The 14,025-nt window shown below is 70.2% G+C and carries 12 protein-coding genes; 5 read left to right on the top strand and 7 right to left on the bottom strand.

The window, feature by feature from the left end; genetic code table 11:
• Positions 1–855: tRNA threonylcarbamoyladenosine dehydratase (locus tag D7Y11_RS36980; RefSeq protein ID WP_306770484.1), on the top strand; the 855-nt coding region annotated here is incomplete at its 5' end.
• A gap of 6 nt (positions 856–861) precedes the next feature.
• On the opposite strand, the gene D7Y11_RS36975 is transcribed toward D7Y11_RS36980, so the two are convergent.
• Positions 862–1,839, bottom strand: coding sequence for a PD-(D/E)XK nuclease family protein (locus D7Y11_RS36975; protein WP_120577021.1), 978 nt, complete (start codon positions 1,837–1,839; stop codon positions 862–864).
• Between the two features lie 130 nt (positions 1,840–1,969).
• On the opposite strand from D7Y11_RS36975, the gene mutY reads away from it, so the two are divergent.
• Entirely contained in the window at positions 1,970–3,169 is a 1,200-nt protein-coding gene (mutY, locus tag D7Y11_RS36970; RefSeq protein WP_126936023.1) for an A/G-specific adenine glycosylase, read from the top strand.
• 199 nt (positions 3,170–3,368) lie between these two features.
• A complete protein-coding gene (locus tag D7Y11_RS36965) occupies positions 3,369–3,611 on the top strand; it encodes a DUF2934 domain-containing protein (RefSeq protein WP_120598101.1) in 243 nt (80 codons plus the stop codon).
• Positions 3,612–3,635: 24 nt separating this feature from the next.
• On the opposite strand, the gene D7Y11_RS36960 is transcribed toward D7Y11_RS36965, so the two are convergent.
• The 3 genes from D7Y11_RS36960 to D7Y11_RS36950 are packed head-to-tail and all read right to left on the bottom strand — an operon-like array spanning position 3,636 to position 9,196.
• Positions 3,636–4,730: a hypothetical protein gene (locus tag D7Y11_RS36960; RefSeq protein ID WP_121755166.1), complete on the bottom strand. Its 1,095-nt coding sequence runs from the start codon at positions 4,728–4,730 to the stop codon at positions 3,636–3,638.
• A gap of 57 nt (positions 4,731–4,787) precedes the next feature.
• Positions 4,788–8,303, bottom strand: coding sequence for a methionine synthase (gene metH, locus D7Y11_RS36955; RefSeq protein WP_126936022.1), 3,516 nt, complete (start codon positions 8,301–8,303; stop codon positions 4,788–4,790).
• Positions 8,300–9,196, bottom strand: coding sequence for a metalloregulator ArsR/SmtB family transcription factor (locus D7Y11_RS36950; protein WP_120577016.1), 897 nt, complete (start codon positions 9,194–9,196; stop codon positions 8,300–8,302). The genes metH and D7Y11_RS36950 overlap by 4 nt, the downstream gene beginning before the upstream one ends.
• A gap of 99 nt (positions 9,197–9,295) precedes the next feature.
• On the opposite strand from D7Y11_RS36950, the gene D7Y11_RS36945 reads away from it, so the two are divergent.
• Together D7Y11_RS36945 and D7Y11_RS36940 are read left to right on the top strand one after the other, a co-directional pair.
• Positions 9,296–10,174 (top strand): patatin-like phospholipase family protein, encoded by an 879-nt coding sequence (locus D7Y11_RS36945; RefSeq protein ID WP_126936021.1) that lies wholly within the window; start codon positions 9,296–9,298, stop codon positions 10,172–10,174.
• Positions 10,175–10,304: 130 nt separating this feature from the next.
• Positions 10,305–11,906 (top strand): S8 family peptidase, encoded by a 1,602-nt coding sequence (locus tag D7Y11_RS36940; protein ID WP_126936020.1) that lies wholly within the window; start codon positions 10,305–10,307, stop codon positions 11,904–11,906.
• 87 nt (positions 11,907–11,993) lie between these two features.
• On the opposite strand, the gene D7Y11_RS36935 is transcribed toward D7Y11_RS36940, so the two are convergent.
• From D7Y11_RS36935 to D7Y11_RS36925, 3 genes are all read right to left on the bottom strand, one after another.
• Positions 11,994–12,437: a CoA-binding protein gene (locus D7Y11_RS36935; RefSeq protein ID WP_120577013.1), complete on the bottom strand. Its 444-nt coding sequence runs from the start codon at positions 12,435–12,437 to the stop codon at positions 11,994–11,996.
• Positions 12,434–13,336, bottom strand: a complete 903-nt coding sequence (locus D7Y11_RS36930) for a hypothetical protein (protein ID WP_120577012.1) — start codon at positions 13,334–13,336, stop codon at positions 12,434–12,436. The genes D7Y11_RS36935 and D7Y11_RS36930 overlap by 4 nt, the downstream gene beginning before the upstream one ends.
• Before the next feature lie 84 nt (positions 13,337–13,420).
• Positions 13,421–13,738, bottom strand: coding sequence for a DUF2795 domain-containing protein (locus tag D7Y11_RS36925; RefSeq protein WP_120577011.1), 318 nt, complete (start codon positions 13,736–13,738; stop codon positions 13,421–13,423).
• Positions 13,739–14,025 lie beyond the last annotated feature (287 nt).

The following is a 14,025-nucleotide window of genomic DNA, read 5'->3' as shown; positions in this document are numbered from 1 at the left end:
CCCCCTGCCTCCCCGGCCGCTTCGAACACCGTCGCGCCGGAAGCGTCGCTGGCGAAGCCCTTCAAGCTGTCGCGCCGCTTCGACCGCACGGCGCGCCTGTTGGGCGACAACGCCATGGAGCGGCTGGCCAACGCGCACGTGGTGGTGTTCGGCCTGGGCGGCGTGGGCAGCTTCACCGCGGAGGGCCTGGTGCGCAGCGGCGTGGGCCGCCTCACGCTGGTGGACCACGACGACGTGTGCGTCACCAACACCAACCGCCAGCTGCACGCGACGGTGAAGTCGGTGGGCAAGTCGAAGGCGGAGCTGATGGCCCAGCGCTGCCAGGACATCAACCCGCAGGCGAAGGTGGAGGCCCTGCGCGAGTTCTACCGCGAGGAGCTGGCGGAGACGCTGCTGCCCGCGGGCCGCTACGACTTCGTGGTGGACGCCATCGACAACGTGAAGGCGAAGCTGCACCTGCTGCACCGGTGCGTGACGCTGGGCCTGCCGGTGGTCAGCTCCATGGGCGCGGCGGGACGCCTGGACCCCACGGCCATCCGCGTGGAGGACCTGAGCGAGACGCACATGGACCCGTTCGCCAAGGACATCCGCAAGCTGCTCAAGCGCAAGTACGGCGTGGAGACGGAGCGCCACACGGGCATCACCGCCGTGTACTCCATCGAGACGCGCCGGCAGCCGGTGCCGCTCAACTACGACGACGCGACCGACGGCTTCCTGTGCGTCTGCCCGCAGGACAACGAGTTCCACACCTGCGACCACCGCACGCAGATTGACGGCAGCGTGGCGTTCGTCACCTCCGCCTTCGGCATGAACGCCGCGGGCGTGGTGGTGCGCCGGCTCGCTTCCACGCGGTAGCGCGTTTCAGGCGACCCGGGGCCGGGCCTGCGCCACCGCGGGCTCCCGGCCGCACGGACGGCGGAAGACGCAGCGGGCGCAGGCGTCCAGGTTCCCCGTCTGAGGGAAGGCCTCTGAGTCCTTCGGCGTGTTGGTGGCGACGTCCTTGAGCTGCGCGCGCATCCCGTCCACGCTCCGGGCGAAGTGCTGGCGGAAGGAGTCCATGGCGGACGGATCCACCGTCACGTCGTGCTCCAGGCCCTCGTTGAGGTACACGAGCGACGCGCGCACCTTCTCCAGCGGGTAGCGGTAGCGCTGCGCGATGTAGAGCGCGTAGCCCAGCACCTGCTCGTCGTAGCCCTCGCGCGAGCGGCCCGTCTTCCAGTCCACCACCACGACGGAGCCTTCGGCGTCCACGTAGGCGAAGTCCGGGATGGCGAAGGTCTTCACGCCGTCCATGACGAAGTGGGCGAAGTCGAAGCCCGCGTCCACCTCCAGCCACTGCGCGGGCTTGAGCCCCTTGGCCACCGTGGGCCAGCGCGACTGGAAGAACCACGCGAGCGCGGAGCGCACCGTTTCGAAGTTCTGCTTCCAGGACTCGTTGGGGATGTCCTCCCCGTACTCGTGCTCTGAAAGGCCGGTGAAGGGCTTGCGGTACTTCGTCGTCCAGTAGGCCTTGGAGCGCGAGTGCCGGAAGTCGTCCTGCATCAGCTTGTGCGTGCGCGCCTCCACCTTCGCGGGGTCCACGTCACGGCCGGCGCGCCAGTCCAGCAGCACGTCCTTGAGGGCCTCGTGCACGATGCTGCCCGCCCAGGTGTAGCGGTTGTGCAGCTTCTTGAGGACGTAGAGCTCGCGCACGTCCTTGGCCGCCTCCGCCTCCCAGCCGCCCCAGGAGCGGTAGTAGTAGAGGTAGTAGGCCCGGAGACACTCGGAGAACTTCTCGTGGCGGCTCTTGGACCAGGAGAAGTCGTTGGTGATGGGAGGGCGGGCCATGGACGCGGGCATCCTATAGACGATCGCCCGCCCCGCCAGAAGAGGGACGGGCGGCCGGACAACCGCCCCATGCCGTCGGTAAAAACGACGGGTGCACCCGACCGTACGGGTATGGTGCCGCGCCGCCCCCGCGAAGAATCACATGAGCCCACGCAAGCGCACCGACACCGGGGCACTCCCCGCCCCCGTCTCCCCTGAACGCCACGCCGCCCTCCACGGCCCGCTGCTCTCCTGGTACGACCGGAACAAGCGCGACCTGCCCTGGCGCCGCACGCGCGACCCGTACGCCATCTGGCTCAGCGAGGTCATGCTCCAGCAGACGCAGGTGTCCACGGTCATCCCGTACTGGGAGCGTTTCCTCGCGCGCTTTCCCACGGTGAAGGCCCTGGCCTCCGCGCCCCTGGACGACGTGCTCTCCGGGTGGAAGGGGCTGGGCTACTACTCGCGCGCGCGCAACCTGCACCGGGCCGCGCAGGAGGTGGTGGAGCGCTTCGGCGGGAAGCTCCCGTCCAAGGCGGAGGAGCTGCTCTCCCTGCCGGGCTTCGGCCGCTACACCTCCGGGGCCGTGGCCTCCATCGCCTTTGGCGAGGAGGCGCCCATCGTGGACGGCAACGTGGCCCGCGTGCTGTCGCGCCTCTTCGAGGTGGAAGGCCTGCCCGGAGACCGCGACCGCGAGGCCACGCTCTGGGCGCTGGCCTCCGCGCTGGTGAAGGGTGAGCGGCCCGGAGACTTCAACCAGGCGCTGATGGAGCACGGCGCCACGGTGTGCCGGCCGGAGTCGCCGCTGTGCCTGCTGTGCCCCGTGCGCGACGGGTGCATCGCGTTCAAGAAGGGCCGCGTGGACGAGCTGCCTCCGGCCAAGGTGCGCGCCGCGCCCCGCAAGCTGTTCCTGGCGCTGGCCGTGTGGCCGCACGCGGGCACGCTCCTCTTCGCGCGTCGCGCGGACAAGGGCCTCTTCGGCGGCCTGTGGGAGCTGCCCGCCGTGGAGGTGGAGGAGGACACGTCCGAAGCGGAGGCGACGGAGCGGCTGGCGACAGCACTGGGCGCGCCCCTCACGCTGGTGGGCACGATGGACAGCGTGCGCCGGCAGCTCACCCACCGAGACCTCACGCTGCGGCTGTTGCGCGTGACGGGCGACAAGCGCCCCACGAAGCCCTCCGCGTTCCAGGAGCTGCGCTGGTGCACGCCGCAGGAGGCGGAGGCGCTGGGCATGAGCACCGCGATGCAGCGCGCGCTCGACGCGGCGTTGGGGCACGGAGTGATGGGCGGCGATGCGGCACCCGCCGAGCCCGCGAAGAAGAAGACGGCGGGCCGCACTGCCCGGAAGGCGGCCGGGCGCTGAAGCGCCTGGTGGGCTTCAGCTCCAGGACCGCACGTCCGGGCCTATTCCGCTGATGGATTTTCCGCGCGGAATGGCCCGTTGGTCCCTCAACACTTCGCGACCTGAGGTGTCGCTCCGGCAACCCCACACGACTTGGGTCTCTTCCGTGATGCAGGAGCGCGTCCGAAGCTTCAGGCCGCCTTTTCCAGGAGGAAGCCCCATGGCCCGTCAGAACGCGCAGAAGTCGCAACCGAACCCGGCCCCCAAGGCCGCGCCGGAGCGGACCGAGGACAAGAAGCCGGTGGCCACGGCGAGCGCGCCCACGAGCAAGACCGCCGCGCTCACGCAGGAGCAGATTGCCCGCCGTGCCTACGAAATCTTCCAGGCCCGGGGCGGCACGCACGGCAACCCCGAACACGACTGGCACCAGGCTGAACGCGAGCTGCGGCTCGGCCGGCAGTAGTCAGCCGCCAGGGCCGCCCGCGAGTCAGTGCGCGGGCGGCATCCCCTGGAGGGACGGGCGCTCGGACTCCAGCGCGCGCTTCAGCCGGCGCTGGGCCTGCTTCAGCTCTTCCAGGATGCGCTCGGCGTCCATCACCGAGCGCATCGCCAGCCCGCATGCGGGCGTCAGCAGCACCGTGGACAGCGCGCGTGCGAAGCCGATGTCGTTGGGCAGCGCCGCCTTCAACGACGCCTCCACCGAGTCCGACAGCTCCTCCACCGAATACGTGGACGCCAGGTCCGTGGGGATGACGCCCAGGCTCAGCGTGGCGCCGGAGTCCAGGAAGCGCTTCAGCGCGTCCGTCTCCTCCAGCATCGCGTCCAGAGACAGCCGCACGTCCAGCGACACCAGGTCCGCCTGCGCGTCCAGCAGCACGCCCCAGTCCGTGTTGCCGCAGCAGTGGATGCCCACGAGCGCGCCCTCGCGCTGCAACGCCACCACCAAGAGCCGCAGCTCCTGCTGCGCCAAGAGGTGCTGCGGGTTCATCCGCACGTAGGCGTAGAGGCCTGGCTCGTCCAGGTAGAACAGGGGCGTGGTGCCCGTGCGCTTGAGGGCGCGCACCATGGCCAGCGCGCGCACCATCACCAGCCGGTACAGCGCCGCGTCCAGGCCCGGCACCGCCAGCACCGGCTCACCCGTCGCGGTGCGCACCACGGAGCGCACCGTGAAGGGGCCGGCCAGCTGCGCCTTCGCGAACGCCAGCTTGCGGTGCTCCACCTCCCAGAGGAACGGCTTCCACGCGCGGCACGCGTCCGCCGTGGGCTCGAAGGACTCCAGGTTCCCGGAGGCGAGCGCCGCCTCCAGCCGCTTCTCGAAGGCCTCGCGCCCCGCGTTCCACCCGTCCACGTCCACCGTGCAGACGCCGTCCTCGTCGAAGCGCAGGCCCGGCAGGCCCTCCAGCGCGGCGGGGATCATCAGCTCGGAGGGATGGCCCACCGGTAGCTGCGGCAGGAACGGGATGTCCATGGCGAGCGCGGCCTGCAGACCCAATTCCACCTGGGTGTGCGGCAGGCTGCCGATGCCCGTCGTGGCACACGCGGGCAGGAGCTGGACGGCGCGACGGATGGTGGGCGAAGGCATGGGGGGCAATCTATCCCTTCCGCGTCGCCCGGGCCCGACCTTCGGGCCCGCGACGCATCAAGTCACCGAGAAGTACGTGGCGCCCGGGTGGTGGAAGACGATGGCGGACACGCTCGCCTCGGGCTCCATCATGCAGCCGTCGGTGAGCTGCACGCCGATCTCCTCCGGCTTGAGCGCGGCGAACAGCTTCGTCTGGTCCTCCAGGCGCGGGCACGCCGGGTAGCCGAACGAGTAGCGCTTGCCGGTGTACTCCGCGCGGAAGCGCTCCAGCATCGTCATGTCCGCGCGGTCCGGGAAGCCCCACATGCTGCGCAGCTGCGTGTGCAGGAGCTCCGCGTAACCCTCCGCGGTCTCCAGCGCCAGCGCCTGCACCGCGTGCATCTTGAGGAACTCGCCCTTGGCCTTGAAGCCTTCGGACAGCTCGCGAATGCCCGAGCCCGCGGTGGTGACGAACAGCGAGAGCGCGTCCACCGGCTTGCCGTTCTCCAGCGGCTTCACGTAGTCCGCCAGGCACAGGCCGTTGTCCTTGTCCTGCCGGGGGAAGTCGAAGGACGTCACCGGCTCGCCCGTCGTGCCGTCGAAGAGCAGCACGCGGTCGCCGTCGCTGGCCGCCTTGAAGAACTGGAACACCGAGCGCGCGTGCATAGCTCCGCCGCGCAAAAGCGTCTTCAGCTCCTCCACCGCCTCCTTCAGCGCCAGCGCCTTGCGGCCCTCTTCCGTCTTGGCCAGCTCCGCTTCCGCCGACGTGCCCAGCGCGCGCGACGACGTGCGCAGGCCCAGGTGACGGCCGTAGAGCATCACCGGGTTGATGAACTTCCAGATGTGGTCCAACGGCGTGTTGGTGAGCACGTGCCGAGCGAAGTCCGGCGCGGGCGGCACCGAGTCCAGCACCGCCACCTCCGTGCTGCGCGAGCGGCGCACCGGGGCCGCGGGGGCGGGACGGTCCTTCGCCTCCTGCGCCAGCTTCAGCCGCCGCGCGGCCAGGTCATCCCGCAGCTTCGCGTGCGCGCCCGGCTCCACGATCTGCTTCGCCAGCTCCAGGCCGTTCATCGCGTCCTGCGCGTAGGCCACGGTGCCGCCGCCGTAGGCCGGGGCGATGTTGCGGTCCACGAAGTTGCGGCTGAGCGCGGCGCCGCCCACCAGGATGGGCGTCTCCACGCCTGCGCGCTTCAGGTCCTCCGCGGTGGCCACCATCTGGTGTGCGCTCTTCACCAGCAGGCCGGACAGGCCCAGGATGTCCGGCCGGTGTTCCTTCACCGCCAGCACCAGCTGCTCGGGCGGGACCTTGATGCCCAGGTTCACCACCTGGAAGCCGTTGTTGGCGAGGATGATCTCCACCAGGTTCTTGCCGATGTCGTGCACGTCCCCCTTCACCGTCGCGAGGACAATCTTCCCGCGCGACGCCGCCTGGGTCTGGCTCATGTGCGGCTCCAGGTGGCTCACCGCCGCCTTCATGGACTCCGCGCTCTGGAGCACCTCCGCGACGATGAGCTCGTTGGCGCCGAAGAGGCGGCCCACCTCGTCCATGCCCTTCATCAACGGCCCGTTGATGATCTCCAGCGGAGGCATCTCCTTCATCGCCAGGTCCAGGTCCGCCGTCAGCCCGTCGCGCGTGCCTTCGATGATGTAGCGCTGGAGCCGCTCGAACAGCGGCAGGGTGCTCACCTGGGCGCGCGCGGGCTTGCGCTCGCGGAAGTGCGCCGCGAAGGGCGTCACCGGGTCCGCGGTCCGGTTGTAGAGGAGGTCCTCGGAGAGCTTCCGCTCCTCCGCCGGCAGCGACGGGTAGCGCTCCAGCTTCTCCGAGTTGACGAGCGCCATGTCCAGGCCCGCCTGCACGCAGTGGTACAGGAACACGGAGTTCAACACCTCGCGGCCCGCGGTGGGCAGACCGAAGGACACGTTGCTGATGCCCAGCACCGTGCGGCACTGCGGGAAGCGCTGTTTGATGAGGCGCACGCCCTCAATCGTCTCCACGCCGCTGCCGGTGTACTGCGCGTCACCGGAGGCGCAGGGGAACACCAGCGGGTCGAAGTACAGGTCCTCCGGGCGCATGCCGTACTTCTGGGTGAGCAGTTCGAAGCTGCGCTCGGCCACGGCGAGCTTGCGGTCGCGCGTGACGGCCATGCCCACCTCGTCGATGCAGCCCACCACCAGCGCCGCGCCGAAGGCCTTCGCCAGGGGGACGACCTTCTCGAAGCGCTCCTCGCCGTCCTCCAGGTTGACGGAGTTGATGATGGCCTTGCCCTGGCAGTACGTGAGCGCCATGGCGATGACCTTCTCGTCCGTCGAGTCGATCATCAGCGGCACGCGCACCTTCTTGACCACCACCTCCAGGAAGTGGCGCATGTCCTCCAGCTCATCCCGGTCCGGGTTCGCCAGGCAGATGTCGATGACCTGCGCCGCTCGCCGCACCTGGGCGCGAGCAATCTCCGACGCGTCGTCGAACGCACCCGCGACGATGAGTTCCTTGAACTTCTTGCTGCCGATGACGTTGGTGCGCTCGCCCACGATGATGGGGCGCTGCTCGTCCGTCACCTCCAGGTAGTCCACGCCGGACAGCGACGAGCGCGGCTTGGGCACTTCCGTGCGCGGCTTGAGGCCCTTCACCGCGGCGGCGAGCGCCTCGATGTGGCCCGCGTGCGTGCCGCAACAGCCGCCCACCACGTTGATCCAACCGCTGTCACAGAAGCGCCGGAGCGACCGGGCAATCATCTCCGGCGATTCCAGATACTGACCGTTCTCGTCCGGCAGGCCCGCGTTGGGCACGCACGACACCGGGAACGGGCTCATGGAGGACAGCGAGCGGATGTGGTCCGTCATGAAGTCCGGACCCGTGGCGCAGTTGAGCCCCAGGTACAGCAGGTCCGTGTGCTCCAGCGACGTGGCCAGGCTCTCCACGGACTGGCCCGCGAGCATCGTGCCCATCGGCTCGATGGTGCCGGACACCGCCACCGGCACCGCCCAGCCCAGCTTCTTGAACGCCCGGTCGATTCCCAGCAGCGCCGCCTTCACGTTGCGCGTGTCCTGCGCCGTCTCCACCAGGAGGTAGTCGGAGCCACCCACCGCGAGCCCTTCGGCCTGCACGGCGAAGTTGTCCACCAGCTCCTCGAAGGTGATGCCGCCCGTGACGCTGATGGCCTTGGTGGTGGGACCGATGGAGCCCGCCACCCAGCGCATCCGGCCGTCCTTCGCCTCCGCGGCCTTGGCGGCATTCAGCGCCAGGCGGGACGCGGCGATGTTGATCTCCATCGCCTTGTGGCCCAGCTCGAACTCCGCCAGCACCACCGGCGTGCCGCCGAAGCTGTCCGTCTCCGTCACGTCCGCGCCCGCGGCGAAGTACTTCGCGTGGATGCCTTCGATGACGTCCGGGCGGGTGAGGACCAGGTGCTCGTTGCAGCCCTCGTACTCCGCGCCGCCGAAGTCCGCCGCCACCAGCGTGTGCCCCTGCAGGAGCGTGCCCATGGCGCCGTCCAGCACGAGGATGCGCTCGCGCATCGCGGCCTTGAGCGCTTCCACGCGCTGGCCGTGCTCCCCGGGAGGAAGCGGCAGGGGATGGGCGATGTGGCTCGTCATGACGGTTTGACTCCGGTCAGCAGGAAGACGCGGAAGGGACTGGCCCCGTCGCGCGCGTGCGTCTCGCGGGTGAACGACGTGAAGCCGGCCTCGCGAAGGGCCGCTTCCAGGACTTCGGGCGAAAAGCCCAGGTGCCGGTGACCCAACCGCTCCAGCACCCACTTCTCTTCGTGCGGCATCAGCTCCAGCACCACCAGCCGGCCGCCCGGCTTGAGCAGCCGCGCGGCCTCCGCCACCACCGCCGCGGGCGACTCCACGTGGTGCAGGCTCTGCGAAATCACCACCAGGTCCATGCGCCCACCGGCCAGGGACAGCCGGTGCAGGTCCTCGCGCAGGAACGTGATGTTCTTCAGTTCGTCACGGAGGGCCAGAGTTCGAGCCTGGGACAGCGCGTCCTCACTCTGGTCGATGGCCCACACGTGCCGCGCCCACCGCGCCATGGCCCGGCTGAACACGCCCGTGCCACAGCCGAAGTCCGCCACGTCCAGCGGCGGCAACAGCGACGCCAGCGCCCCCGCCCAGAGGAACCACGACTGGCCGGGCTCCAACAGCCGCTCGTTGAGCGCCTGCCGGTCCTCCCGCGCGCGCAGCAGGTCGTTGAGCCGCGCGGAATCTCCCGCCGCGTCCTCCGCCTCGCGCGCCAGCCGGACGAGCGGCCAGCGCGAGTCATCCGACTCCAGCGCCAGCGAGTAGTAGGTGAAGCCCGCCTGCCGCTCCTCGCGGATGAGCCCCAGCCCCTTCAGCTTCGACAGGTGGTGCGACACCGAGGACTGGGCCACCCCCACCAGCGACACGAGCTCCGTCACGTTCAGCGGCGCCTGCGCCACCAACCGCAGGATGCGCAGCCGCGTCGTGTCCCCCAGGACACGGAAGGATTGAGAGAGGACGTCCATATCGAGCCATCAACATATATCGATTCAGGCCCCCAACCACAATGGCCCCGCCAACGCATTGCGTTGCCTTGAGGCACACCCATCCCGTAAAAATCCGGAATGGCTCCCTCTTCCACGCTGCACTCCCTGCTCGAAGGCAAGCGGTTCGGGCTGGTCCTCTCCGCGGGCTACTTCGGCTTCTATGGCCACGCGGGCTTCCTGAAGGGGCTGCACGCCTCCGGACTGAAGCCGCACGCCTACGCGGGCACGTCCTCGGGCGGGATGGTGGCGGCGTACGCGGCGGCGGGCATGCCCATGACGGCGCTGGAGGAGCTGGTGCTGCGCCAGACGCGGGCCAACTTCTGGGACCCGGACCCCATTGGCGCGGTGCTGAACGTGGCGTCCCGGGGGCACGGCTTCACGGGCCTGCTCAAGGGCGAGCGCTTCCGGCGCCTGCTGGAGGACACGCTGCCGGTGTCCACCTTCGAGGACCTGCCGCACCCGCTGCTGCTCACCGCGGCCAACCTCACCCACGGCTCGCACCAGGTGTTCACCACCGGGGAGCTGGCCCCGCGCGTCCACGCCACCTGCGCGTACCCGGGCCTCTTCCGCGCGGTGCCGCTGGACGGCCAGCTGTTCTGGGACGGCGGGCTCGTGGACAAGGCGCCCGCGCTGTCGCTCCAGGAGAGCAGCATCGGCAAGGACCTGGACGCCATCCTCGTGCACTTCCTGCCCAGCCGGACGGGCAAGGTGGTGGGCGGGCCCATGGCCTATCCGCAGGGCCTGGCAGCCGGCTCCGCCGCGCTCCGGCGAGACCACTTCCGCCTCCAGCTCACCGTCCTCCAGACGCGCAACGTGCCCGTCTATGTCGTCGTCTCCAACCTGCCGCCGGTGACACCCGCCACGCTGGAGCGCGGCTTCGACGCCCTGGATCAGGCCCGGCTGTCCGCGGAGCGCGCCCTGGCCCGGCCCCCAGTTCCGTTCGAGGGAACCACCTGAACACCTCCGCACGCCCGCCCGGTTCAATGAGGGCCGAATAAACCACCAGGATAGAAATAACAGAATAGCCTGATTTGAATGACAGACCGGCGTGGCATGGTGGGGATGCTGTCCATCCCGGAGGAAGTCCATGCTGAAGTCGACGCTGTCCCAGCGCCCCCTGCGCGGCGCGGTCATGGCTGTGTCCCTGCTGGCGTTGGCCCCCGCTGCTGTCGCCGCCCCCTCGCTGGCGCCGCGCGCGCTCATGGCGAAGCCCACGGGGCGGGAGCTGCCCGCGGGCACGTTCGTGGAGCGGCTGGTGGTGAAGTTCCACGAGGGCAGCCACGTGCGTCTGCGCGACAACGCGCTGCGCGCCCTGTCCTCCGAGCGCAGCGCGGGCGAGCGTGAGCTGCTGTCCGGCCTGCGCCTGGACTCCGCGCGCGTGGACGCGGACCTGGCGGAGGTGGTGGCGCTGCTGGAGCGCGCGCCGCGCATCGGTGTGCTGGAGCGGGTGTTCCAGGCGGAAGAGGCCGCGCTGGACGCGAGCAAGCTGTCCGGTGAGAAGTCGAGCGGCGAGCAACTGGCGGACCTGAACCTGTACTTCGAAGTACCGCTGCTGCCCGGCACCACCGCGGACACCGTGGCGGACCTGGTGGCGGCGCTCAACCGCGTGGGCAGCGTGGAGACGGCCTATGCGGCGCCGCCCCCGGAGCCGGCGATGGTGAACTTCGCCATGGAGGCGGGGCTGCGCTCGCTGCTGTCCGCGGCGGACCTGCCGCCCACCACGCCGCTGTACCAGGCCAACCAGGGCTATCTCAACGCGGCGCCCTCCGGCATCAACGCGACCTACGCGTGGACGCAGACGGGCGGCCGGGGCGCCAACGTGAAGATCGTGGACATCGAGGGTGGCTGGCGCACCTCCCACGAGGACTTCCCCGCGTTCTTCCGCATTGGCGGCACGCAGTACAACGACCTGGGCTGGCGCAACCACGGCACCGCGGTGCTGGGTGAAATCGTCGGCGCGAACAACGGCTACGGTGTGACGGGCATCGCCAGCGCGGCGTCGCCGGGCGTGGAGGCCATTGGCGCGCAGAGCAGCGCGAGCGCCATCACCAACGCGGCGGCGGCGGTGGGCAGGGGCGGCGTCATCCTGATCGAGCTGCACGCGGGCGGCCCCGCGGACGGCACGGCCTGCACGTGCAACACGTCCCAGTGCAACTACATCGCGATGGAGTACTGGCAGGACAACTACGACGCCATCCGCACCGCCACCGCCAACGGCGTCGTCGTGGTGGAGGCGGCGGGCAACGGCAGCGCGAACCTGGACGCGGCGGCCTACGGCGGCCGGTTCAACCCGGCCACGCGTGACTCGGGCGCCATCCTGGTGGGCGCCAGCACCGCCACCACGCGCGTGCCCATGTGCTGGACCAACTTCGGCCAGCGCGTGAACGTGCACGCCTGGGGTGAGCAGGTCGTCACCACCGGCTACGGCGACCGCTTCGGCAGCGCCTACGGCGAGGACCAGTACTACACGTCCACCTTCAGCGGGACCTCCAGCGCGTCGCCCATCGTCGTGGGCGCCGCCGTCAGCGCGCAGGGCGTGGCGAAGGCCAACGGCCGGCTGCTGACGTCCGCACAGATGCGCGGACTGTTCGTCAACAACGGCACGGCGCAGGCCAACGACACCCGGAAGATTGGCCCGCTGCCGGACCTGCAGAAGGCCCTGCCCAAGGTCATCTCCGGCAACTTCTAGAGCTGACAAAGGCCGCCGACCTCCACGTGCGGCCACGCGGCCCTCCGTGCCCTTCGGGGTGCGGGGGGCCGTTGTCTTCTCCAGCCGTCAGCGCCCGCTGTAGCGGCGGTGGTCCACCATCAGGCAGCGGTCCTGCACCACGCGGATGCCAGCGGCGGCCAGCTTCTTCGCCGCGGCGTCGTTGCGGATGCCGGACTGGAACCACACCGCCTTGGGCTTCTTCGCGATGATGTCGTCCACGTGCTGGTCGATGTCGCCGGGCCTGCGGAACACGTCCACCAGGTCGATGTCGCCCGGGATGTCCACCAGCCTCCGGTACACCGGCTTGCCCAGGATGACCTTCGCGTCCGGGTAGTAGACGGGCACCGGCACCACGTCCACGCCCGCCTTCGCCAGGTACTCCGGCACGTAGTACGCGGGCTGGGCGGAGTGGTCCTCCGTCTTGATGCCCAGCACCGCCACGCGCATGGATTCCTGCACCACGCGCTTCACACCCGCGTCATCCTCGATGAGGTACTCGTCGTGGCTCATGGCCCTTCCTCCTGGAGCTGTTCCGCCTGGGACTCGGTGGTGAGCGTCAACGTGCCGCCCGCCCCCACCGCCTTCACCTTCAGCAGGCGGCGCACCGGGATGAACCGGGCCCACGTCACCACCTGCTCGCCTTCACACGTCACGCCCTTCGAAAGCTCGGGCGAACCGGCCTCCGCCCACGCGGCCTTCAGCTCCGCCGGGGCGTTGGGAGGCAGCGCGTCCAGGCACTTCAGCGTCAGCACCACCGCGTCGCCGAACGTCGTGAGCCGCGTGCCCTCCACCGTGCGCTCCAGCAGGAAGGCGCGCTCCTCGCCGTTCACGTCCACGGAGTCCACCGCCCAGGTGCGCTGCCCCTCCACCAGGTTGCGCTGGAGCAGCCCCGCGTACTTCGCCTCCCACTCGCGGCGCGTGCGGATCTCCAGCGCCTCCGGGTTGAAGAAGCGCTCCACCTCCGGCACGCCGGTGCCTTCGGGCGCCACCTGCCGCAGCGCCTCCTGCGCGGCCTCCGGGCCCACCAGCTTCACGAAGGTGCCGTCCGCCGCCAGCTGCATGCGCAGCGTGAAGCGCTCCAGCACGGCGCCGGACACGGACGGCACGTCGTGCCCGTCATGCACCTGTCGCGGGGTGCGCATGGATTGGGCCACGCGCCAGCCGCCGTCGGAGGGGGTGAAGCGCGTCTCGGTGGTGAAGGCCGCCTCGTCGCGCACTTCCCGCTGACCCTCGCGCTGGAGGGTGCGGGTGGCGCGCACGGATTCGGTGAGGAGGCGATCCACGGGCGGCTTGAAGTCCAGACGCACCGGCGGCGGCAGCCCCGGCGCGGGGTTGAGCGGCGGATACCGGGACGTGCACCCGGCAGCCAGCGACAGCAGCAGACAGCTCCACAAGAGGCCCGTACGCATGCGCTCGCGAACGCTGGCAGAAAGCCAGGGCGCCCGCGAGCGTCTTGCAACGTCCTTGTGTGGAGTGTCAGCGCGTGGGCGACACTAGGGGTGGCGCGTCTCGCCCTCGGAGGCACCCTCGATGCGGTCGCGCCCGATGTTGCGCCGGTCGCGGTCCACGCCATCGTCATCCTTGAGGCCGTTCATCGCGAAGCGGCGCTCGGCCTCCGCCAGGTCGCGCAGCACGTGGTCGCGCAACATGTACTCCTCCTGCGGCAGGGACTTGAGGATGTTGATGATGTCGACCGGGGCCTCGCTGTCCGCGGCAGCCTCGACGAGTTCCTCGCGCGTCGCCGGGTACTCCACCCCATCCAGATGCGGGGTGATGGAGCGCGCGGGATCCTCAGCCTTTCCGTAAGCCATCGTGCCTTCCACCTTTCTTGCGCCCGGAGCGTCCAGTGCCCGGACGGCCATTCATGCCTCAACGTGGGGATGACGCCCGCCCCGGGCCACCCTGCCGCCCGGCACCTCCTACGACGCCAGGCAAGCGGGGGACCGGCCGTCTTGCTCGCGTCCGCTTCGGAGTAGAGTCCCCCGCGCCAACGCCCGACGGAGTGTCCTCCCTGATGTCCGCAGCCTCCCTGCTCGCCGCCTGGCTCACGCTCGCCAGCCCCCCCGCCGAACCGACGGCCCCTGCCCCCGCCACGGTC

Source organism: Corallococcus sp. AB018 (genome assembly GCF_003986945.1).
Taxonomy (GTDB): domain Bacteria; phylum Myxococcota; class Myxococcia; order Myxococcales; family Myxococcaceae; genus Corallococcus; species Corallococcus exiguus.
Note: the sequence above shows the minus strand (reverse complement) of the source record. Positions and strands in the feature narration are given on the sequence as shown.